The 21,830-nt window shown below is 69.7% G+C and carries 23 protein-coding genes and 1 pseudogene; 14 read left to right on the forward strand and 10 right to left on the reverse strand.

Annotated elements, in window-relative coordinates:
* Positions 1-96 precede the first annotated feature (96 nt).
* Positions 97-909, reverse strand: a complete 813-nt coding sequence (locus FHR72_RS24610) for a type VII secretion target (RefSeq protein WP_183473623.1) — start codon at positions 907-909, stop codon at positions 97-99.
* Positions 910-1,013: 104 nt separating this feature from the next.
* On the opposite strand from FHR72_RS24610, the gene FHR72_RS24615 reads away from it, so the two are divergent.
* Positions 1,014-1,211, forward strand: a complete 198-nt coding sequence (locus tag FHR72_RS24615) for a hypothetical protein (RefSeq protein ID WP_183473625.1) — start codon at positions 1,014-1,016, stop codon at positions 1,209-1,211.
* A gap of 3 nt (positions 1,212-1,214) precedes the next feature.
* Here FHR72_RS24615 and FHR72_RS24620 read toward each other — a convergent pair whose 3' ends face one another.
* Positions 1,215-3,206 carry an ATP-binding protein gene (locus FHR72_RS24620; RefSeq protein ID WP_183473791.1) on the reverse strand — a complete coding sequence of 664 codons (1,992 nt, stop codon included), beginning with the start codon at positions 3,204-3,206 and terminating at the stop codon, positions 1,215-1,217.
* Between the two features lie 43 nt (positions 3,207-3,249).
* Here FHR72_RS24620 and FHR72_RS24625 point away from each other — a divergent pair, with 43 nt between their 5' ends.
* The 8 genes from FHR72_RS24625 to FHR72_RS24660 all read left to right on the forward strand — a co-directional run bounded on the left by FHR72_RS24625 (position 3,250) and on the right by FHR72_RS24660 (position 9,910).
* A complete protein-coding gene (locus tag FHR72_RS24625) occupies positions 3,250-3,807 on the forward strand; it encodes a cytokinin riboside 5'-monophosphate phosphoribohydrolase (protein ID WP_183473628.1) in 558 nt (185 codons plus the stop codon).
* Positions 3,808-3,846: 39 nt separating this feature from the next.
* On the forward strand, positions 3,847-5,652 hold the full coding sequence (fadD6, locus tag FHR72_RS24630) for a long-chain-acyl-CoA synthetase FadD6 (RefSeq protein WP_183473631.1): 1,806 nt from the start codon (positions 3,847-3,849) through the stop codon (positions 5,650-5,652).
* Between the two features lie 97 nt (positions 5,653-5,749).
* Positions 5,750-6,625: a dihydropteroate synthase gene (gene folP / locus FHR72_RS24635; RefSeq protein WP_183473634.1), complete on the forward strand. Its 876-nt coding sequence runs from the start codon at positions 5,750-5,752 to the stop codon at positions 6,623-6,625.
* The gene (locus FHR72_RS24640; protein WP_183473637.1) at positions 6,622-7,581 is read left to right on the forward strand and encodes a glucosyl-3-phosphoglycerate synthase; all 960 of its coding nucleotides are present in this window, start codon (positions 6,622-6,624) and stop codon (positions 7,579-7,581) included. Before folP ends, FHR72_RS24640 begins: the two co-directional genes overlap by 4 nt.
* A 43-nt stretch (positions 7,582-7,624) precedes the next feature.
* Positions 7,625-8,020, forward strand: coding sequence for a DivIVA domain-containing protein (locus FHR72_RS24645; RefSeq protein ID WP_183473641.1), 396 nt, complete (start codon positions 7,625-7,627; stop codon positions 8,018-8,020).
* The gene (locus FHR72_RS24650; protein ID WP_311736247.1) at positions 8,017-8,622 is read left to right on the forward strand and encodes a DNA-3-methyladenine glycosylase I; all 606 of its coding nucleotides are present in this window, start codon (positions 8,017-8,019) and stop codon (positions 8,620-8,622) included. The genes FHR72_RS24645 and FHR72_RS24650 overlap by 4 nt, the downstream gene beginning before the upstream one ends.
* A gap of 97 nt (positions 8,623-8,719) precedes the next feature.
* Entirely contained in the window at positions 8,720-9,619 is a 900-nt protein-coding gene (locus FHR72_RS24655; RefSeq protein WP_311736248.1) for an SAM-dependent methyltransferase, read from the forward strand.
* Positions 9,620-9,742: 123 nt separating this feature from the next.
* The gene (locus FHR72_RS24660) at positions 9,743-9,910 is read left to right on the forward strand and encodes a DUF3117 domain-containing protein (RefSeq protein WP_003931055.1); all 168 of its coding nucleotides are present in this window, start codon (positions 9,743-9,745) and stop codon (positions 9,908-9,910) included.
* Between the two features lie 6 nt (positions 9,911-9,916).
* On the opposite strand, the gene glgA is transcribed toward FHR72_RS24660, so the two are convergent.
* Positions 9,917-11,080, reverse strand: a complete 1,164-nt coding sequence (gene glgA / locus FHR72_RS24665; RefSeq protein WP_183473644.1) for a glycogen synthase — start codon at positions 11,078-11,080, stop codon at positions 9,917-9,919.
* A gap of 161 nt (positions 11,081-11,241) precedes the next feature.
* Between glgA and glgC the strand changes: the two genes are divergently transcribed.
* The gene (gene glgC, locus FHR72_RS24670) at positions 11,242-12,456 is read left to right on the forward strand and encodes a glucose-1-phosphate adenylyltransferase (RefSeq protein ID WP_183473647.1); all 1,215 of its coding nucleotides are present in this window, start codon (positions 11,242-11,244) and stop codon (positions 12,454-12,456) included.
* A 6-nt stretch (positions 12,457-12,462) separates the two neighbouring features.
* On the opposite strand, the gene FHR72_RS24675 is transcribed toward glgC, so the two are convergent.
* The 7 genes and pseudogenes from FHR72_RS24675 to FHR72_RS24705 form a co-directional block, all read right to left on the reverse strand.
* Positions 12,463-12,945 (reverse strand): MSMEG_6728 family protein, encoded by a 483-nt coding sequence (locus FHR72_RS24675; protein ID WP_183473650.1) that lies wholly within the window; start codon positions 12,943-12,945, stop codon positions 12,463-12,465.
* A 39-nt stretch (positions 12,946-12,984) separates the two neighbouring features.
* Positions 12,985-13,611 (reverse strand): annotated as a pseudogene (locus FHR72_RS24680) (DUF4126 domain-containing protein).
* A gap of 18 nt (positions 13,612-13,629) precedes the next feature.
* Positions 13,630-14,304, reverse strand: a complete 675-nt coding sequence (locus FHR72_RS24685; RefSeq protein ID WP_183473653.1) for a methyltransferase family protein — start codon at positions 14,302-14,304, stop codon at positions 13,630-13,632.
* Positions 14,301-15,839, reverse strand: a complete 1,539-nt coding sequence (locus tag FHR72_RS24690) for an ABC transporter permease (RefSeq protein ID WP_260156232.1) — start codon at positions 15,837-15,839, stop codon at positions 14,301-14,303. The genes FHR72_RS24685 and FHR72_RS24690 overlap by 4 nt, the downstream gene beginning before the upstream one ends.
* 77 nt (positions 15,840-15,916) lie before the next feature.
* A complete protein-coding gene (locus FHR72_RS24695; RefSeq protein WP_183473659.1) occupies positions 15,917-16,819 on the reverse strand; it encodes an ABC transporter ATP-binding protein in 903 nt (300 codons plus the stop codon).
* Positions 16,812-17,471 carry a TetR/AcrR family transcriptional regulator gene (locus FHR72_RS24700; protein ID WP_183473662.1) on the reverse strand — a complete coding sequence of 220 codons (660 nt, stop codon included), beginning with the start codon at positions 17,469-17,471 and terminating at the stop codon, positions 16,812-16,814. Before FHR72_RS24700 ends, FHR72_RS24695 begins: the two co-directional genes overlap by 8 nt.
* A gap of 204 nt (positions 17,472-17,675) precedes the next feature.
* The gene (locus FHR72_RS24705) at positions 17,676-18,356 is read right to left on the reverse strand and encodes an O-methyltransferase (RefSeq protein ID WP_183473665.1); all 681 of its coding nucleotides are present in this window, start codon (positions 18,354-18,356) and stop codon (positions 17,676-17,678) included.
* Positions 18,357-18,533: 177 nt separating this feature from the next.
* Here FHR72_RS24705 and sigE point away from each other — a divergent pair, with 177 nt between their 5' ends.
* The 4 genes from sigE (at position 18,534) to tatB (ending at position 21,827) form a co-directional block, all read left to right on the forward strand.
* Positions 18,534-19,325, forward strand: a complete 792-nt coding sequence (sigE, locus tag FHR72_RS24710; RefSeq protein WP_183473668.1) for an RNA polymerase sigma factor SigE — start codon at positions 18,534-18,536, stop codon at positions 19,323-19,325.
* 94 nt (positions 19,326-19,419) lie between these two features.
* A complete protein-coding gene (gene rseA, locus FHR72_RS24715; RefSeq protein ID WP_183473671.1) occupies positions 19,420-19,815 on the forward strand; it encodes an anti-sigma E factor RseA in 396 nt (131 codons plus the stop codon).
* A gap of 81 nt (positions 19,816-19,896) precedes the next feature.
* Positions 19,897-21,387: a serine protease HtrA gene (htrA, locus tag FHR72_RS24720; RefSeq protein WP_183473674.1), complete on the forward strand. Its 1,491-nt coding sequence runs from the start codon at positions 19,897-19,899 to the stop codon at positions 21,385-21,387.
* Positions 21,388-21,389: 2 nt separating this feature from the next.
* On the forward strand, positions 21,390-21,827 hold the full coding sequence (tatB, locus tag FHR72_RS24725) for a Sec-independent protein translocase protein TatB (protein WP_183473677.1): 438 nt from the start codon (positions 21,390-21,392) through the stop codon (positions 21,825-21,827).
* The last annotated feature ends 3 nt before the right edge of the window (positions 21,828-21,830 follow it).

A 21,830-nucleotide genomic window follows, 5' to 3' on the forward strand; every position in this document is an offset into this window, starting at 1 on the left:
GCTCTGGCTGCACACCTACAATCTCCATCGCGGCCACACAGCACTCGGCGGTCAACCACCAGCCAGCCGTGTACCTAACATGTCAGGTCAGTACACCTAGCCGAACGACGGCCGGGTCGGCGCGGGCTGCGGGCCCGCGGGTGGGAGCGGGGCGGGGCCGGCGGCGGGGTCCTGACCCGCGCCCGCGCCGTCGCCCTCACGCCCCGCGCCGCCCTCACTTCCCGCGCGGTCCTCACGGTCCTCGCGGTCTTCGCGTTCCTCGCGCTCCTGCTCGGATTCCGGTCTCTCCTCGCCCTTTCGGGCATCCGGCGCGTCCGAATCGGGCTGGGCGGCACGCGCACCGGGCACGCCGTCGTTCTCCGAACCCGCTGCTCCCGAGGACTTGTGACCCATCTGCTGCAGCCCCTGCATGAGCTGCTGCGGCAGCTGCTGCAAGGGTTGGGCGAGCGCGGCCAATGGAGCGCCGAGCTGCTGGCCCAACGCTCCGAGCTGGCCCAGCTGACCCACGGCCTGCCCGAGGGCATCGGCGCCGGCGGGCGCCCCGGCCGATTGCGTTGCGCCGCCGCCCGAACCGGAGGGACCGGACTCGCCCTGGGCGATCTGGTCGGCCGCGGCGCGAATCGCCTCGGCGCCCTTCTCGTCGCCCCGCTCGTAGGCCACGGCCGCCTGATGCAGCAGTTCGGAGATCAAACCACCTGCGGCCTGCGTGCTCGTCATGCTCGCCGACCGGCTGCCGAGAGCCCCGGTCAGCGCGGTGCCGACGGCCGCGGCGATGGGTCCGTGCGACGCCGCAACCGGAGGGGCGCCGGGTGTCGAGGCCGACAGCGCCGCGAGCCCGGCGGAGATGTTCGTGTGGATGTCCCCGAGGGAGTGCACACCTGAGGGATCCACCGACAACGGCTCGGTCATCTCAATCCTCCACATTCGTCGACCCGATCCTAAATCCGCAGCGGGACACCGCTGCGCGCGAAAATACGCACGGGCGCGAACGCTCAGAGGCCTATGGTCGACTGGTGGACGTCCTCAAGATCGCGTTGCTCGTCTTCCTGGCCGTCGCCGTGCTGACGCTGATGGTGGTCTTCGTGCGCAATGTCGTCGCGAAAGGATTCCCGGCGCGGCAGTCGTCGGACCATTTCGATCAGATCTACTTCGGCGCCGGGCCCGCGACACCGCTTCCGGACTGGGCGAAAGACCAGGATCCCCGGGCGTAACCCTCAGGTGCCTCCGGCGGCATGGGTCAGCGCCGCCTGCCCGAAGGCGCAGTCGACCTGCCCGGCCAGCCGCGACAACGTGTCCCGGCCTCGCGGGTCACCCAGCCGCACGCAGTCCAGCGACGCGCGCAGCGCGACCGCCAGCTGACCGCCCCGTTCGGCGGCCTTGACCGCGTCCCGCGCGGCGGCGACGGCCCCGTGGGCGTCGCGGCGGGCCGCCATCGTCCACGCCCGCGCCAGCGCCAGCTCCGGGGCGAACAGCATCGACTTGAGGCCATGTCGGGACTCGGCCCGCGACAACGCTTTTCCGGCCTCCACCGTCTGGCCGAGCTGCCCGAGCGCCTGCGCGAGCAGCATCCAGGCCAGCGGACCCCACGAGTAGCCGGTCGGGGCGAGCGTCGTCGCGGCCTCGCGCAGCAGCGACACCGCGCGCGGCAGATCTCCCGAGGCGATCAACGCATCGGCGATCACCACCTCGCCGATCGCGCGCCCCGGCTGACGGCGCTGCGCGAAGTCGGTGAGCTGCTGCGCCAGCGCGATCGCGTCGCCGCTCTTGCCGGTCATCACCAGCGCGGTGGTCTGCCCGTACCCGCTGGTGAACCGCAGTAGGCCAGGCTGGCCGGCGGACAACGCGCGCTCGGCCAACCCGTCGACATCCTGGAACCGGCCCCTGCGCGCCGAGCTGAGCGCGTCCGCCGACGCCGCCCACCCGATCGCGGTGTCGTCGGCGTCCGCGGAGGACAGCACCTCCTCGGCGAGTTCGGCGGCGCGCACGACGTTGCCGGCGTTCATCGTGAACGTCGCCGACAGCGCATCCAGGGTGATGCGTGCGGTGGGGGAGGACACCTTCCCGCGGGTGGCGCGAAGAAAGGCCGTCGCCCGCTCCGGTTCGGACAGCATCCAGAATTGGTTGGCCGCCGTCGGCAGCGCCCACGCGAGCAGCTCGTCCTCCGACAGCGAGCCCGGATCGATGTCGGCCAGCACCGCGTCGGCCTCGCGGCCCCGGCCCTGCCATGCCAGCGCGTAGCCGACGGTCAATCGCGCGTCCAAGGCCGAGGACTGCCCCAGCGCCGCGCGCCCGAGTCGCTCGCTGAGTTCCAGATCGCCGAGCCGCAGGGCCTCGCGGGCCGCGTCGCACACCTCGGTCGCCGGCTGCGGCCGATCGCTGTCGATCGCGAGGGCCGCCATCCGCAGCCGCCGGAGCACGCCCGGGTGTGGATCCGCGGCGATCCGCTCCACCATCGCGGTGCGCAGCCGACGCAGGTCCGGCCCGCCCAGCGCGTCGTGGACGGCGTCGAGGAACAACGGATGCGCCGCCTGCAGCTCGTCGCGCTCGGCGACGACCGCCCCGGATCCGAGCGCCGTCTCGACGGCCTCGGCGCCCGCGAGCGCCTCGGCATCCGCACGGGGCAGGGGATCCGATACCGACAGGAACTCCAGGACCCGGTGAGCCCCGGCCGGCAGGGTCTCGACGAACTCGTCGACGTGGGCCCGCAGGCGGCCGTCGTCGTGACCGGGCGGCTGCAGGTCGATCCTGGTGACCAGGCCGTCGCGCCACAGCGCGGAGATCTCGCCGGGCACCGGCGACTCGCCCACAGAAGCGGTCACGACCAGGCGCACCGTCCCCGCGACGGCCAGCTGGTAGACCAGGGCCGCCGAGAGCGGGTCGAGCAGGTGCGCGTCGTCGACGACCAGCAGCCGACCGTCACCCAGCTCGTCGCGGGCCGCGCGCAGCACGGTCGCCGTCGTGCCGCTCTCGGGCACCTCGACGAGCCGCTCGAACGCGGCGAACGGAACGGCGCGCCGCGAGGACGTCGCGTGCACCCAGTCGACACGCGGAAAGCGGCCGTCCAGGCGCTCGGCGGCCAGCCGCGCCAACGTCGTCTTGCCGACCCCGGCGGGGCCGAGCAGCACAGCCCCCGCGCGGGTGCGCACCCCGAATTCCAGCTGGTCGAGGGCCGGTTCGGTCGGGGCGGTCACCCAACCGAGGGGCAGAGGCGTGGGCACATGGCGGAGTCTATGTCGCTAGGTTGGTGGTGTGTCCCGAGATCCAGACCGTGAGTGGGCTGTCTGCGTCTACTGCGCGTCGGGCCCCGTCCATCCCGACCTGCTGGAGCTGGCTCGCAAAGTCGGCGAGGGCATCGCCGACCGGGGCTGGACCCTGGTCTCGGGCGGCGGCAACGTCTCGGCGATGGGCGCCGTGGCGGCCGCGGCACGCTCGCACGGGGGATACACCGTCGGCGTGATCCCGAAGGCCCTCGTGCACCGCGAGGTCGCCGACACCGACGCCGACGAGCTCGTGGTCACCGACACCATGCGGGAGCGCAAGCAGATCATGGAGGACCGCGCCGACGCGTTCATCGCGCTTCCCGGCGGCATCGGCACCCTGGAAGAATTCTTCGAAGCCTGGACAGCGGGCTATTTGGGTATGCACACCAAACCGATCGTGATGCTCGACACTGTTGGGCACTACGACGGTCTCCTGGCTTGGCTGCGGGGGTTGGTCGGAACGGGATATGTCGCCGACGGCGCGATGCGTCGCCTCACCGTCGTCGACGACATCGATGCCGCTCTGGACGCCTGCGCGCCCGGCTAGGGTGACCCCACAAAAATCGAAGCGGAGGAATAACGGCCGATGACCGAGCAGAAGTCCGGGACCCGCAGCAGCGTCGGGTTGATCGACATCGCCAAACAGATGCCGGGTCTGCTGAAGGACACGCCGACGATGGTGCGCGGCGTCGTCACCGGCTTCGGCGCCAGGCCGTCGGCCAAGACCTCGATCGGGAAGGTCTTCCAGGACCGGGCCGCCCAGTACTCCGACAACGTCTTCCTGCGCTTCGAGGATCGTGAGATCACCTACGACGAGGCCAACGAGACGGTGAACCGCTACGCCGCGGTGCTGGCCGCCAAGGGCGTCGGGCACGGCGACGTGGTCGGCATCATGATGCGCAATTCGCCCGAGCCGGTCCTGCTGATGCTCGCGGCCGTCAAGTGCGGCGCCATCTCCGGGATGCTCAACTACCACCAGCGCGACGACGTGCTCAAGCACAGCCTGGGCCTGCTGGATGCCGCAGTCGTGGTCGCCGAGACAGAATTCGTCGAGCACATCACCGACTCCGGCGCGGACACCGACGGGCTCATCACCCTCGACGAGCTCAACCAGCTCGCCGAGACCGCCCCCAACACCAACCCGGCGACCACCTCGGCGGTACTGGCCAAGGACAAGGCCTTCTACATCTTCACCTCGGGCACCACAGGCATGCCGAAGGCCAGTGTCATGACGCACTACCGCTGGCTGCGCGCCCTGGCCGGCTTCGGTGGGCTCGGGATGCGGCTGAACAGCAGCGACACCCTTTACTGCTGCCTGCCGCTCTATCACAACAACGCGCTGACGGTCGCGCTGTCGTCGGTGCTGAACTCCGGCGCGACCCTGGCGATCGGCAAGTCGTTCTCGGCGTCGAAGTTCTGGGACGACGTCATCCGCTACGACGCCACGGCGTTCGTCTACATCGGCGAGGTCTGCGCGTACCTGCTGAACCAGCCCGAGAAGCCGACCGACCGCAAGCACAAGGTCCGGGTCATCTGCGGCAACGGTCTGCGGCCCGCCATCTGGGACGACTTCACCAAGCGCTTCGGCATCAAGCGCGTCTGCGAGTTCTACTCGGCCAGCGAGAGCAACACCGCGTTCGTCAACTTCTTCAACCTCGACAAGACCACCGGCATCTGCCCCAGCCCGGTGGCGTTCGTGGAGTACGACGAGTCGGGCGATCCCGTGCGCGACGATCAGGGTCGGGTCAAGAAGGTCAAGAACGGTGAACCCGGACTGCTGTTGTCCAAGGTCAGCAGCTTCCAGCCGTTCGACGGCTACACCGACAAGAAAGAATCGGAGAAGAAGCTCGTCCGCGACGCGTTCAAAGAGGGCGACGTCTGGTTCAACACCGGCGACCTGATGCGTGCCCAGGGCTTCGGCCACGCCGCGTTCACCGACCGGCTCGGCGACACCTTCCGTTGGAAGGGTGAGAACGTCGCGACGACCGAGGTCGAGGCGGCGGTGTCGACCGACGAACAGGTCGAGGAATGCACCGTCTTCGGTGTCGAGGTGCCCGACACCGGCGGCAAGGCCGGCATGGTGGCGATCCAGCTCAAGGAGGGCAGGGAGTTTGACGGCAAGGCGCTCGCCAAGGCCGCCTACGACAAGCTGCCCGGCTACGCGGTCCCGCTGTTCGTCCGCATCGTCGAGGAGCTCGCCCACACGTCGACGTTCAAGAGCCAGAAGGGCGACCTGCGCAAGGAGGGCTTCGGCGGATCCAGCGGCGAGGGTGACGACGACGACGTCAAGGTCGAGGACCCCATCTACGTGCTGTCGGGCAAGAGCGAGGGCTACGTGCCGTTCTACGAGGAGTACCTGACCGAGGTCAAGGACGGCAAGAAGCCCAAGTAGGGCGCGATTTCGGTGTAGTTGGTCACGCTGAGGACGACCAACTGCACCGAAACCGCGCGGCGCGCGGGGAAACCGCGCGGAAACGTAGCCTTGAGTGGTGGAGTCGACGTTTCTGGGACGGCCGGTCGCCGGTGATCGCGCGCTGATCATGGCGATCGTGAACCGCACGCCCGACTCGTTCTACGACCGCGGCGCCACTTTCACCGACGACGCGGCCAAGGAGGCGGCGCACCGGGTGGTGGAGGACGGCGCCGACATCGTCGACGTCGGCGGTGTGAAGGCGGGGCCGGGCGCGACGGTCGGTGTCCACGAAGAGATCGCGCGCGTCGTCCCGTTCATCGAATGGCTGCGCAGCACCTTCCCGGACCGGGTCATCAGCGTGGACACCTGGCGGGCGGAGGTCGCCAAGCAGGCCTGCGCGGCGGGCGCGGACCTCATCAACGACACCTGGGGCGGCGTCGATCCCGACCTCGCCGGTGTGGCCGCCGAGTTCAACGCCGGGCTGGTGTGTTCCCACACCGGCGGGGCGATCCCGCGCACCCGCCCGTTCCGGGTGAACTACGGGCTGTCCGAGCGCGGCGTCGTCGACGACGTCCTCGCCGAGGTGACCGCGGCCGCCGAACGGGCCGCCGCGATGGGGGTCGCCAGGGACCGCATCCTCATCGATCCGACCCACGATTTCGGCAAGAACACTTATCACGGTCTTAGTTTGTTGCGCCACGTGAAAGACCTTGTAAAAACTGGATGGCCGGTCCTGATGGCCCTGAGCAACAAGGATTTTGTCGGGGAAACTCTGGGTGTGAGCCTCACCGAACGCCTCGAGGGCACCCTGGCCGCGACCGCACTCGCGGCCGCCGAGGGAGCAGCGATGTTCCGCGTGCACGAGGTGGGGCCCACACGTCGGGTACTGGAGATGGTTGCGTCGATCCACGGCGCCCGTCAACCGAAACGCACGGTGAGGGGACTGGCATGACTGTTCTGTCTGATCGCGAGGTCGAGCTGGCCACGCACGGAGTCGCTGGACACCGCTGGCATCGCGAGCACAGCTTCAGCCGGCCGAGCTGGTCGATCGCCGAGCTCGAAGCCGCCAAGAAGGGACGCACGGTGTCGGTCGTCCTGCCGGCGCTCAACGAAGAGGAGACCGTCGCCAGCGTCGTCGAGACGATCACCCCGCTGCTGGGCGGTCTCGTCGACGAACTGATCGTGCTCGACTCCGGGTCGACCGACGACACCGAGATCCGTGCGGTGGCCGCCGGCGCCCGCGTCGTGAGCCGCGAGGTGGCGCTGCCCGAGGTCGTGCCCCAGCCCGGCAAGGGCGAGGTGCTGTGGCGGTCGCTGGCCGCGACCACCGGCGACATCGTCGCCTTCGTCGACTCCGACCTGATCGACCCCGACCCGATGTTCGTGCCGAAGCTGCTCGGCCCGCTGCTGACCAGCGACGGTGTGCACCTGGTGAAGGGCTTCTACCGGCGGCCCCTGAAGGTCAGCGGCACCGAGGACGCCAACGGCGGGGGACGGGTGACCGAATTGGTGGCTCGACCGCTGCTCGCGGCGCTGCGCCCGGAGCTGATGTGCCTCTACCAGCCGCTCGGCGGCGAGTACGCCGGCACCCGCGAGCTGTTGACCGCGGTGCCGTTCGCCCCGGGCTACGGCGTGGAGATCGGGCTGTTGATCGACACCTACGACCGCCTGGGGCTGGACGCCATCGCTCAGGTCAACCTCGGCGTCCGCACGCACCGCAACCGGCCGCTGACCGAGCTCGCTGCGATGAGCAGGCAGGTCATCGCCACTCTGCTGTCGCGCTGCGGCATCCCGGATTCGGGTGTGGGGCTGACGCAGTTCTTCGCCGACGGGCAGGACTACACCCCGAGGACGTCGACGGTCTCGCTGAACGACCGACCGCCGATGATCACCCTGCGCCCGAGGTAGACATCTGCGGCGGTGCGTCGGTGCCGTCGGGCAGTATCGGGGTGTGACTCTCGTCCTGCTCTACCTCGTGGTGCTCGTGCTCGTCGGCATCGTGCTGTTCGCCGTGGGCAGCGCGCTGTTCGGCCGCGGCGAGGTGCTGCCCCCGCTCCCGCACGCGACGACGGCCACGGTGCTGCCCGCCTCCGGGGTCACCGGCGCCGACGTCGAAGCGGTCAAGTTCGCCCAGACGCTGCGCGGCTACAAGACCAGCGAGGTCGACTGGGTGCTCGACCGGCTCGGCCAGGAACTCGACATGCTGCGCGGCGAGCTGGCCACGCTGCGCGCCACCCACGGCATCGAGGACCCCGCGGCCGACCCGGATGCCGAGACCCCCGGCGACGGTGACGCCCCCGGCGGGGCCCATGCGTTGCCGCCGCAGTACGCGCGGGACGACACGTGACGGTCGAGGTCGACAAGCGGATCCGCTGCGGCTGGATCGATCAGTCGCGGCTGTCCGAGAAGGACTTCGAGCTGTACCGCGACTACCACGACACCGAATGGGGCCGGCCGCTTCGGGATTCGACGGCTCTGTTCGAACGGGTGAGTCTGGAGGCGTTCCAGAGCGGGCTGTCGTGGCTGATCATCCTGCGCAAGCGCGACAACTTCCGCGCCGCGTTCGACGGTTTCGACGTCGAACGCGTCGCGCGCTACAGCGACCGCGACGTCGACCGGTTGATGGGTGACCCGGGAATCGTGCGCAACCGGGCCAAGATCGACGCGACGATCGCCAACGCGCGCGTCGTCGCCGACCTGGCAGACGCGGGGGTGGATCTCGGCGAGCTGCTGTGGTCTTTCGCGCCGGCCGACCGCGCCACCCGGCCGCGCCCCGCGAGCCTCGCCGACGTCGCCGCGGTGACCGCCGAGTCGAAGGCGATGGCCAAGGACCTGAAGAAGCGGGGCTTCCGGTTCGTCGGCCCGACGACGGCCTACGCGCTGATGCAGGCGACCGGGATGGTCGACGACCACGTCGCCAACTGCTGGGTGCCGCGGCCGCAGGACTGACCGCGCGACCCTGAACCGTTGCTGTCGACCGCATTTCGGCCGCGCGCGGATCACCCGATCGCCGGCCATTCGTCGCGACAACCGCGATGATCGGAGGGTGGACGACACCTCGAACAAGGCTGCAGTCGCCGATACGGCTGTCCTCGTCGCGGCCATCCGGGCGCGCGAATCTCGGCGGGATACGCCACTGTTCGCCGATCCTTTCGCCGCGCGGCTGGCCGGCGACGCGGGGATGGCCATGCTGGATCAGATGATCGCCGAGGTGGGGGAGCAGCCGACCCACCAGATCGTCGTGCGCACCCGGTTCTTCGACGAGGCGCTGCTGGCCGCGGCTCAGACGGTCGATCAGGTGGTCCTCGTCGCGGCGGGCCTCGATGCCCGGAGTTACCGACTGCCCTGGCCATCCGGCGCCACTGTCTACGAGCTGGATCAGCCGACGGTGCTGGCCGCCAAGGAGGCGGCCCTGATCGCCGAGCGCCCGCGCTGCCGGCGGATCGCGATCGGCGCCGACCTCGCCGCCGACTGGGTGTCGGCGTTGTCGGCCGCCGGTCACGCCGCCGGGCGCCCGACGGCCTGGCTCATCGAAGGTCTGCTGCAGTATCTCGACGAGCCCACCGTGCGCACGGTGTTCCGCGGCGTCGACTCGCTGTCGGCGCCCGGTTCGGTGCTTCTCTACGACGTCGTCGGTGAGACGCTGCTGAACTCACCGGCCCTGGCCGAGGTGCGCCGCTCGATGGCCGAACGCGGCTCCCCGTGGCTGTTCGGCACCGACGCCCCGGCTGAGCTCGCCCAGGCACACGGCTGGTCCGCCACCGTCACCGACATCGCCGAACCGGGTCACGCCTGGGGACGGTGGCCGGCACCCCCCGCTCCCGCGGACGCCCTGCAGGCCCCGCGCGGCTACTTCGTGCAGGCGGTCAAGGACACCGGTCGCGCGCCCGGGAGGCCCCCTCCGGGCAGCTATAGCGGGTCTTTGCACACGAGCAGGCCCGGATAGGGAACAATGGCAGTCTGTAGCAGTTCAGAGCCGGGTGCTGTCAGTGCACGTCGAACGGTGCGTGGCTCCGGCTCACGGACAGACCAGGCCCTGACGGGCACGCCCATGTGGAGGGAGCACTCGATGGCGGCGATGAAGCCCCGGACCGGAGACGGTCCGTTGGAAGCAACCAAGGAGGGGCGAGGCATCGTGATGCGGGTACCACTGGAAGGCGGTGGACGGCTCGTCGTCGAACTGACCCCCGAGGAGGCGGCTGCGCTCGGGGACGAACTCAAGGGTGTGACGAGCTAGCCTCCGCTACGCCGAGACCCTGAGGTAGATCTCCAGGGTCTGCTCGGCGATGTGTGCCCACGAGAACTCGTCGATGCAGCGCTGACGCCCGGCGAGACCGAACTGTTTGGCCCGTTCGGGGTCGGCGACCAGGGTGTTGACGGCGTCGGCGAGGCCGCGCTCGAAACTCGCTGCGTCGTCGGCGTCGTAGTGGACCAGCAGCCCCGTCGTGCGGTCGGCGACCACCTCGGGGATGCCCCCGACGTCCGAGGCGACCACGGCCGTCGAACACGCCATGGCTTCGAGATTGACGATGCCGAGCGGTTCGTACACCGACGGGCACACGAATGTCGTTGCCGCCGTCAATATCTCGCGAATCTTGTGGGTGGGCAGCATCTCCCGGACCCAGAAGACGCCGGTGCGCGCGCGGGACAGTTCCTGGACCGCCGAGGCCACCTCCTCGGCGATCTCGGGAGTGTCCGGGGCGCCCGCGCACAGCACCAGCTGCACCTCGGGCGCGAAGTGGTGGGCGGCGGCCACGAGGTGGGCGACGCCCTTCTGGCGGGTGATGCGTCCGACGAACGCGACCATCGGGCGTGACGGGTCCACCCCGAGCTCGGCGAGGACGGAGCCCTCGGCCTCGGGGGCGGCGGGGTACCAGACGTCGGTGTCGATGCCGTTGCGCACCACGTGCACTTTGTCGGGGTCCAGCGCCGGATAGGTGCGCAGGACGTCCTGGCGCATTCCCGCACTGACGGCGATGACCGCGTCCGCGGCCTCGACAGCGGTCTTCTCCACCCACGAGGAGATGCGGTAGCCCCCGCCGAGTTGTTCGGCCTTCCACGGCCGCATCGGCTCCAGCGAGTGCGCGGTCAGGACGTGCGGCACCCCGTACAGCAGCGCCGAGAGGTGCCCGGCCATCCCGGCGTACCAGGTGTGCGAGTGCACCACCGTCGCCGCCGACGCGGCATTCACCATGGTCAGGTCCGCCGAGAGCGTCGCGAGCGCCGCGTTGGCCCCGGTGAGGGCCGGGTCCGGTTTGGCCACCGTCGCCCCGGGGCGGTCTGCTCCCATGCAGTGCACGTCCACCTCGCACAGGTGCCGCAGCTGGGCGACCAGCTCCGTGACGTGGACACCAGCGCCGCCGTACACCTCGGGTGGATACTCCCGAGTCATCATCGCCACCCGCATGCTGTGACCGTATCCAATCTCGCGACCCGTTGCGCCCCATCCCCAATTGTCTTGACGGACAGCCCCAAAACGCGTCGTCGCAGCGTTGTCGACCGGTGCGCGCAACGCGGCAAAAGCCGGAATGGCTAGCCGCCGTCCCCACGTGCGGATAGGTTGGCAGCATGAGGGAAGCGCCACATGTGTTGGGCATCGTCCTCGCAGGCGGGGAGGGAAAGCGGCTGTACCCGCTCACGGCGGACCGCGCCAAACCCGCGGTGCCCTTCGGCGGCGGCTACCGGCTCATCGATTTCGTGCTCTCGAACCTGGTCAACGCCCGCTATCTGCGAATCTGCGTGCTGACGCAGTACAAGTCGCATTCACTGGACCGCCACATCTCGCAGAACTGGCGGTTGTCGGGCCTGGCCGGCGAGTACATCACCCCGGTCCCGGCCCAGCAGCGGCTCGGACCCCGCTGGTACACGGGGTCGGCCGATGCGATCTATCAGTCGATGAACCTGATCTACGACGAGGATCCCGACTACATCGTCATCTTCGGCGCCGACCACGTGTACCGCATGGACCCCGAGCAGATGGTCCAGCAGCACATCGAGAGCGGTGCCGGCGCGACCGTCGCCGGAATCCGGGTGCCCCGCTCCGAGGCCAGCGCGTTCGGCTGCATCGACGCCGACGATTCCGGGCGCATCCGCGGCTGGGTGGAGAAGCCGGCCGACCCGCCGGGAACCCCCGACGACCCGGAGATGACGTTCGCGTCGATGGGGAACTACATCTTCACCACCAAGGTGCTGATCGATGCGATCCGCGCCGACGCCGAGGACGACGATTCCGACCACGACATGGGCGGCGACATCATCCCGCGGCTGGTGGCCGACGGAATGGCGTCGGTCTACGACTTCAACAACAACGAGGTCCCCGGCGCCACGGAGCGCGACCACGGCTACTGGCGCGACGTCGGCACCCTCGATGCGTTCTACGACGCGCACATGGACCTCGTGTCGGTGCACCCGATCTTCAACCTGTACAACAAGCGCTGGCCGATCCGCGGTGGCGCCGAGAACCTGGCCCCCGCCAAGTTCGTCAACGGTGGGTCCGCCCAGGAGTCGGTCGTCGGCGCCGGAAGCATCATCTCAGCGGCCTCGGTGCGCAATTCGGTCCTGTCGTCCAACGTCGCCATCGACGACGGGGCGATCGTCGAGGGCAGCGTGATCATGCCGGGTGTGCGCATCGGACGCGGGGCCGTGGTGCGGCACGCGATCCTGGACAAGAACGTCGTCGTCGGGCCCGGTGAGATGGTCGGCGTGGACCTCGACAAGGACCGCGAGCGATTCTCCGTCAGCACCGGCGGCGTGGTGGCCGTCGGCAAGGGCGTCTGGATCTGACGACCGTCAGCTGACGGGAACGCGCCGGGGCCGGTCCGAGCCCGGCCACACGTAGGGCAGGTCGTCCGCGACATCCGGGAACATCGGCCGGTAGTGCCCGGGGTCCTTGCGCACCAGCGCTGACTGGTGGCTCTGGTGAAAAGCGGTGTCGCCGAGCCACGGTGGCAGCTCGCCGGCCGCGGCGAGTTCGGGCTCGGTGCGGATGGTGACCAGCCCGGTGCCGGCCGTGAGGTCGGTGACCATCGTGGCCGCGCAGGTGTCGCTGCGACCCTGACTGCACCACACCTCGCACGTCACGAGTCCGTACCGGACGAGGGCTTCCTCGTAACCCGCCCACATCGCGGCGGCGGGGTGGTGGCGCCAGCCGTAGCCCGGGACCGTCAGCGCGCGGACCACCTGGATGGTCTCGACGCGCTGCTTACCCAGACGTTTGGTGTCCAGCACCCTCGCCGAGTCGGCGAAGCCGGGGCAGGGCAGGAACGTCTGCATGGCGCCCGGGTACCCACTGTCGGCGACGTCACGGGCCCGTCATGCCGCCGGCGAGCCGTCGCGCGATCGGGTCCGTCGCCGCCGCCACAGCCGCGCCGCCGCCCAGGCCAGCGCGATCACCGCGACCAGGACCAGTGCGGGCACCAGCACGGCCACGACGACCAGCGCAACACTGGCCAGATCTTCGAGGGTGCTCAGCACCGGTGCGGCCACGCCCGCCGTCGCGACGTTGGCCGCGGGCCGCACGGTGGATTTGGTCAGCGAGACCACCAGAGCGACGGCCACGCCGAACGTCACGGGCACCCACTGTCCGGAGTGTGCGAACGCCGCCGGATCGGTCACCGTGTGCGTCTGCGCGGCGGCGCCGGAACCGAACACGACGCCCCCTGCAGTCGGCCGCACGAACGTTTGCACGACGTCGTTCACATCCCCCTAGCCTGCGGCGGGGAGGTGCCCCCAGTCGAGGGCGGGCACCTTGTCGGCGACGACCTCGATCAGCAGCAGCGCGGCCACGATCGCCATCACCCAGCCGTTCTCCAGCCAGACCCATCCCGCGGGCAGGCTCACCAGGTCGGTGAAGCGGGCCAGCAGCCCGAGCGCCAGCAGCGGGATGTAAGCGTTGAGACCGGCGGCGGTGGCCAGGCCGAAGCCGGTGAGCAGCTCCATGGGATCAGTATGGGGCGGCTACCAGAGATGGGGGACGAGGCGGTAGCGGACCTGCCGGGCGTACTCCCGGTAGCCGGGCAGTTCCGCGGTCAGCATCTTCTCCTCGTCGAGGATCCGGGCGACGATCACCGGAACGGACGCCGCCACGCCCAGCAGGCCCCACAGCGAGTCCAGCGCGGGCGGTGTGCCAATCATCATCAGCACCGTGCCGGTGTACATCGGGTGCCGCACCAGGGCGTACAGGCCGGTCGACACCACCGTCTGCCCGGCCTCGACCGTCACCGTGGCTGCGGCGTAGTGGTTCTGCACGATGACCAACTGGGCGATGCCGAGCCCGACGGCGACCAGCGTCGCGCCGACCAGGACGAGCCACACCGGCACCGCCGACCAGCCGAACCGATGGTCCAGCGCCGACAGCACGATCGTGCCCAGCACCAGACCCACCGTGAGAGTGATGATCACGCGTTGCGCCGGCCGGGTCTCGGCGGCCGGCCCCGCTTTCATCCGGCGGGCCAGCGCGTCGGGGTGACGGACGGCCAGCGACACGCTCGGCGCTGCAGTGGTCACCATGAACACCGCGAGGAAGAGCCACGCCTGCCAGTAGTTCAGCGTGCCCGCGGGCACGAACAGCACCGCGGCGAAGAACACGACACCGGCGGACGACGAGACCAGGGTCCGAACCACGGGTGTCATGCGGCATCCCGTCGGCGGTACAGAACGCCGGCGATCGCGGTCAACAGCGCGGCGGCCGCGACCATCACGAGCATCGGGACGACGGGGACGTCGGTGGGTGCGGTCGTGCGGCCGACCGGCGACAGGTCGATCAGCCAGCGTGGCAACCGCAGGAGCGCACCCAGGTACAGCGCCAGGACGACGAAAGCGACTGCACTCCAGGCGATCCACGGCGCACGCACGGCGACCGCGAGGGCCGCGACACCGGCGAGCACCGACAGCGCCGGGACGAACGCCAGGCCCGCCAGCGTCAGCCGCAGCACGGTCCCGGGCTCCCCGAGTGTGAGGCCGGCCCCGAGCCCGTTGCCCAGGCCTGCGCAGAACATCAGCAGGAACGCGCCCACGAGCGCTGCGGCCACGGAGCTGACCAGCCAGCGCCGGCGGGACACCGCGCCGGCCAGCACTGCCTCGCCGAGCCCGGATTGCTCGTCGGCGTGGACCCGCAACACCGCTGAGACCACGTAGGCACCCGCAGCGGCCGCCAGGAACTGCGACATGGTGGTGTAGACCCCGTCGGTGCCCTGCGCCGAGAGCACGCGCGCCAGCAGCGGGTTGGTCGCGGCAGCGTCCAGCAGCGATTTCGTCATCGACCCGAACGCGAGGCCGGCCACGACGAGCCCGGCCGACCAGCCGATGATCTGGCCCCGCTGCAGCCGCAGGTGCAGTGCGAACACCCCGTGTATCGGGCGGGCGTCGGGACGCTCCCCACCGGAGGCGATGATGCCGTCGTCGTATTCGCGGCGCGACTCCAGGACTGCGGCCGACGCGACCAGCGCCACGGTCAGACCGACCAGGAGCGCCAGCGGCCACCACCGCACCTCGACGAACGCCCGCATCTGCTGCGCCCACGCGATGGGGGAGAACCAGCTCACCGCGCTGCCGGAGTTGTCGATCACGTCGCCGACCCCGCGGACCAGTGCGGCCACCGCCAGCACTGCCATTGCTGCACCTGTGGCGGCTCGCGCGACCCGCCACAGCTGGGCCGTCACCGCAGCGACGCCGGCGAACACGGACGCGACGGCCGTGACCCCGAGGCACATCGCGGCGGAATTCGCGACGGAGAAGCCGGCGGCCGACGTCGCGGCCGTCATCGTCACCGCGAGAACGACGTTCACGCCGAACGCGACACCCAGGGCGGCGGTGGTTCGCGCGTACCGCCCCACTCCCGCGGCGAGCACGAGTTCGGCCGCGCCGCTCTCCTCCTCGGCACGCGTATGCCGAATGACGGTGAGAATGCTCAGGATCGAGGCGGCGACGATCAGGGTCAGCATCAGCTCGTTGGCCATCATCGCGCCGAGCTCGGTCTCGTTGCCGCCGAACATCGGACCACCCAGCATCATGCCCGCGGGCGTCTTGAGCAGGTTCACCCGCGTCTGACGCTGGGCCTCTTCGGGATAGGCGAGCTCGAGGGCGTTGGGCGCGTAGACCATCATCATCGTCAGTGCGGCGATCCACACCGACAGCCGTACGCGGTCGCGGCGTACCGCGAGTCGCATGAGATGGCCCGTGCCCGTCCACGGTGACGTCGCCGTCGGCGCCAGGTGCCGGCCGTGGACCGTGGAGGTCGCGGTGCTCACCGGTCCGCCCCCTGATACTCGCGGAGGAACATGTCCTCCAAAGATGCCGGGGCGACGGTCAATTCATCGATACCGAGTGCCACGAGATCGGACATCGCGCGGTCGAGATCGTCGCGGTCGACGGCGAAGTGCACATCGCCTTCGCCGGCCCGCAGGTCGTGCACATACGGCGCGCGCTGCAGGTCGTGTCCGCTGCCGCGGGTGCGCGCGGTGACGGTGGTGCGCATCAGGTGCCGCATGTCCGCCAGGGTGCCGGAACGCACCGTCCGGCCGCCGCGCACGATCGTGACGGTGTCACAGAGCTTTTCGACCTCGGCAAGGATGTGGCTCGACAGCAGCACCGCCGCGCCGCGCTCGGCGACCTCCCGGACACACTGCTGGAACGCCTGCTCCATCAACGGGTCGAGCCCCGAGGTCGGTTCGTCGAGGATGAACAGCTCGCTGCGGGTCGCGAACGCCGCAATCAGCGCGACCTTCTGCCTGTTGCCCTTCGAATAGGTGCGGGCCTTCTTGTGCGGGTCCAGCTCGAAACGCTCGATCAGCTGGTCGCGGCGCTTCTCGTCGGTGCCGTCGGCGCGCAGGCCGGCGAGGAAGTCGATGGCCTGCATGCCGGTGAGGTTCGGCCAGAGCGTGACATCGCCGGGTACATAGGCGATCCGGCGGTGCAGCGAGACCGCGTCATGCCAGGGATCTCCGTTCAGGAGTCTGGCGGTGCCGCCGTCGGCGCGCAGCAGGCCGAGCAGGACCCGGATGGTCGTCGACTTGCCCGCGCCGTTGGGGCCCAGGAAGCCGGCCACGCTGCCGTGGGCGACGGTGAGGTCGAGGCCGTCGAGAGCTTTGGTGCGGCCGAACGACTTCCGCAGACCGCAGATCTCCACCGCCGGGGAGGTGTCAGTCATCGTGCGCTCCTTCTGTCGAGGTGAACGGGATGCCTTGTGCGCGCTGGGCGAGGAACGTGTCGTACATGGTCGAGTCCGTCATCAGGCCCTGGGTGTAGAGCTCCAGGGCGGGCAGCACCATGTCCTCGCCGTAATCGCGCAGTACCGTGCGCAGATCGGTGCTGTCGTGCAGTTGCAGGTAGAGCAGAAAGGCGCCGCCGCCGGTCATCGCCAGAAATCGCCCGCGGGCCCGGGGGTCGGCACTGGGTTTGACCGTGCCGGCCCGCACGCCTTCTTCGAGGTACTGCTCGGTGTTGTCGATCATGGTGCGCCACAGCATCTTTGCCAGATCACCACCCGTGTGCAGGCTGCGCACCAGGTAGGCCAGCAGCGGGGCGTACTCCTCGATCTCGGCCATGTGTGCCAACCACGTCGCCGGATCCGACGTCTGGATCGACTCGCTCTTGGCGGCGCGCACGGTCTCGGCGACATGGTCGTCACACGCCTTGCGCAGGCCCTCCTTGGAACCGAAGTGGTGGATGACGAGGCCGGGGCTCACGCCGGCCGCAGTGGCCACGGCGCGCACGCCGACCGCGAATCCCTCGCGACCGAATAGGTCGACGGCAGCATCCCTGATCCGGGCGGCCGCGGTCAGATCATCGGCTGAACGCATGTTCAGTACACTAAACACCCGTTCAGCGCGGCGTCAAGACCCGGCATCGCGAGGTCAAGGCCCGGCACCGCGAGCGCGCGTGTCTGCACAGGGGCGCGCCGTGAATTGTGTGCAGCAGCGCGCGGTCGACGGCCGCGAGCGCGCGTCGAAGCCCGCCTTGAGAGTCGGGCTGAAAAAGTGAGTCGCGCGCCGTGCGGGAAAAGGTCAGTCGCGGGCTGCGGCGAGCAGTCCGTCACCGAGCGGGATGAGGACGGGCGTCAGCCGCTCGTCCTCGGCGATCAGGCGGGCCGCCTCGCGCACCGCGGCCACCTCGTTGTCCTTGGCGGACGCGTCGCCGGCTCGTCCGCCGAGCGCGGCCCGATGCACCACGATCGCCCCGCCCGCACGCAGCAACCGCACGCCCTCGACGACGAACTGCGGTTGATCGACGGGATCGGCGTCGATGAAGACGAGGTCGTAGGACTCATCGGCCAGCCGGGTCAGCACCTCCTGGGCGCGACCGCTGATCAGCCGGGTCCGGCCGGGACCGACGCCGGCCTCACTGAACGCCTGCTTGGCGATGCGCTGATGCTCGGGCTCGACGTCGATGGTCGTCAGCACGCCGTCTTCGCGCATGCCGGAGAGCAGCCACAGGCCGCTCACGCCCGCCCCGGTGCCGACCTCGACGACGGCACGGGCGCCGGTGAGCTTGGCCAGCACACACATCAGCGCGCCGACTGCGGGGGTGACCGCACCCGCCCCGATGTCGACCGCACGCTCACGGGCAGCCGCGACGATCGCGTCCTCGGAGATCGAATGTTCGGCGTGGTTGACGATCGCCTCGGCCTGCCGTGCGTGCGCGTTGGGATCGCCGGAGCCGGCTCCAGGCTCGTCGGTGCTGGCCATGCCCGCAGCGTAGAGCCAAGCCCGGAGGCCTGCAGCAACGACACGCCCGGCCCAGGACGTCAGAATTCCGTGTCGCGACCATTCGTTTTCACCCCTCCGAAAAGGGGTAGCGGCTTTCTCAGGAAATGTTCAGTTTGCTCATATGCCTGGCACACCCCCACAGGAGACGGTGATCCCATGACAGACGGCGCATCCAGCGCACGCAGTGGCACCGGCCTTCCGGGGAACAACACCGAGGCAGGCCGCGTTGTCGCTTTTGATCGGGCAGCAAAGGCCCGTTTTCATCACGAACTGGAGGATCCGACGACCACCGTCAACGGCCCCGTGGCCGCCCCCGTGTCGATGGCTCACCGTGAGCAGTACACCGACGCCGAGTGGGTGGAGCAGACCGACGAGCTGACCGGCACCGCTGTGTTCGATGCCACCGGTGACAAGGCGGCGATGCCGAGCTGGGACGAGCTGGTGCGCCAGCACGCCGACCGGGTGTACCGCCTGGCCTACCGGCTGTCCGGCAATCAGCACGACGCCGAGGATCTGACGCAGGAGACGTTCATCCGCGTATTCCGGTCGGTGCAGAACTACCAGCCCGGCACCTTCGAGGGCTGGTTGCACCGCATCACGACCAACCTGTTCCTCGACATGGTCCGCCGTCGCGGGCGCATCCGGATGGAAGCGCTGCCCGAGGATTACGACCGGGTGCCGGCCGACGAGCCCAACCCTGAGCAGATCTACCACGACTCCCGGTTGGGTCCGGACCTGCAGGCCGCACTGGACTCGCTGGCGCCGGAGTTCCGCGCCGCCGTGGTCCTCTGCGACATCGAGGGTCTGTCCTACGAGGAGATCGGTGCGACGCTGGGCGTCAAGCTCGGCACGGTCCGCAGCCGTATCCACCGCGGCCGCCAGGCCCTTCGGGAACACCTGGCCCGCCACTCCGACGGTAGCGTGCAGGACACGGCCAAGTCGGCCTGACGTTCGCGCGATGCGTCCTCGCGTGCCGCGCTACATTCGAAGGGCGACTTTCGACAAGCAGGCGCACGAGACTCACGTGGAGAGGAGCTGGGCGGTGTTCGATCCCGGACATGCGTTCCGCCGGGCATTCTCGTGGCTTCCGTCGCAATTTGCTTCGCAAAGCGATGCTCCGGTCGGGCCACGTCAGTTCGGGTCCACCGAACACCTCTCCATCGAGGCCATCGCCGCGTTCGTGGACGGTGAGCTGCGTATGACGGCTCACCTGCGCGCCGCTCACCACCTGTCGCTGTGTCCCGAGTGCGCCCTGGAGGTCGACGCGCAGCGGCAGGCCCGCGAGGCCTTACGGGACTCGCGGCCGGTAGCGATGCCGAGCAATTTGCTGGGGCTGTTGTCCCAGATCCCGCACCACACCCCGGTCGACGCTGCGGAGCCGGCCGAATCACCGCAGTTGGCCGACGGCGTGCAACGCGCCCGACGCAAGCGTCGGTAGGGTGGGTGCGACGTCAATCACCGGCGTGTGTCGGCGATTGCTGACACCTCGGCAGAGGCAATCGAGAAGGGCGAAGAACGGGTGACCAATCTGGACGAGACCGGTCGGGAACGTCTTGAGCCGCGACCGGTGTCGCGCCCGCCGGTGGATCCGGCGGCGCAGCGCGCGTTCGGCCGGCCTGCCGGAGTCGACGGTTCCTTCCTCGGCGCCGACAAGCACCGCGACCAGGGCGAGTTCACCCCGAAGGATCAGCCCCCGGACCCCGTGCTGGCCGAGGCGTTCAGCCGCCCCTACGCCGGCGGCGACTCGTTGCAGCGGCATCCGACCGACGCCGGTGCGCTGGCCGCCGAGCGTGACGGGGACAACGACGAGCCCGACGATCCCTGGCGCAACCCGGGCGCCCCGGTGGCGCTGGGTACACCGGCGCTGGCCCACACCGCGGCCGCACCCGTCGCCGGGGGTCCGGTCGGCAAGCTCGGTGTCCGCGACGTGCTGTTCGGCGGCAGGGTCTCGGCGATCACTCTGGTCACCCTCGGCATCTTCGCCCTGGTGATCGGCATCGTGGGCGGTGTCGTCGGCCGCAAGACCGCCGAGGTCGTCAGTGCGTTCACCACCTCGAAGGTGACGCTGGAGACCGCCGGAAGCGGCGACGAGCCGGACGGCCAGTTCGCCAAAGTGGCTGCCGCCGTTGCTGATTCGGTGGTCACTATCGAGGCGACGAGTGAGACCGAGGGGTCTCAGGGCTCCGGCGTCGTCGTCGACGGCCGGGGCTACATCGTGACGAACAACCACGTCATCTCCGAAGCCGCCACCAATCCGAGCGAGTTCAAGATGGCCGTCGTGTTCAACGACGGCACCGAGGTCCCCGCCAACCTGGTCGGCCGCGACCCGAAGACCGATCTCGCGGTGCTCAAGGTGGACAACGTCGACAACCTGTCGGTCGCGCGCATGGGTGACTCCGAGAAGCTCCAGGTCGGCGAAGAAGTGATCGCCGCGGGTGCCCCGCTCGGGCTGCGCAGCACCGTCACCCACGGCATCATCAGCGCACTGCACCGGCCGGTCCCGCTCTCGGGTGACGGCTCCGACACCGACACCGTCATCGACGGCGTGCAGACCGACGCATCGATCAACCACGGCAACTCCGGCGGCCCGTTGATCAACATGCAGTCCGAGGTGATCGGCATCAACACCGCGGGCAAGTCGCTGTCCGACAGCGCCAGCGGCCTCGGGTTCGCGATCCCGGTCAACGAGGTCAAGCAGGTCGTGGAGACACTGATCCAGAACGGCAAGATCGCCCACCCGACGCTCGGCCTGACGGCGCGCTCGGTCAGCAACGACGTGTCCAAGGGTGCGCAGATCGCCGACATCAAACCCGGCAGTCCCGCGGAGCAGGCCGGCCTGGTGGAGAACGACGTCGTGGTGAAGGTGGGCGACCGGGAGGTCGCCGACGCCGACGAGTTCATCGTCGCCGTGCGTCAGCTCAAGATCGGCCAGCCCGCGCCCATCGAGGTCGTACGTGACGGCCGCAACGTGACGCTGACGGTCACACCCAACGGCGACGACAGCACGTAACGATGTTCGCGAACGTCGGCTGGGGCGAGATGTTGGTCCTGGTGATCGCCGGATTGGTGATCCTAGGGCCCGAACGCTTGCCCGGCGCCATCCGCTGGACCGCGGGCGCTGTGCGCCAGGCGCGGGACTACATCACGGGCGCGACGAGCCAACTCCGGGAGGATCTGGGGCCCGAATTCGACGACCTGCGGGAACCGCTGTCGGAACTGCAGAGGCTGCGGGGGATGACGCCGCGCGCGGCGCTGACCAAGCACCTGCTCGACGGTGACGACTCGATCTTCACCGGCAAGTTCGACGCGGACAGGAACGGGCAGAGCCCACCGGAGAAGCCGCAGTCGGGTCCCGGTCCCGGTGCCGTACAGGGGCAGCAGCCGTCCGCGCCTGCGGCCGGCCGCCCGGAACCGTCGACGTCGACGCCCTTCGATGCGGACGCGACCTGACGG

The organism is Mycolicibacterium iranicum (assembly GCF_014190915.1).
Lineage (GTDB): Bacteria > Actinomycetota > Actinomycetes > Mycobacteriales > Mycobacteriaceae > Mycobacterium > Mycobacterium iranicum_B.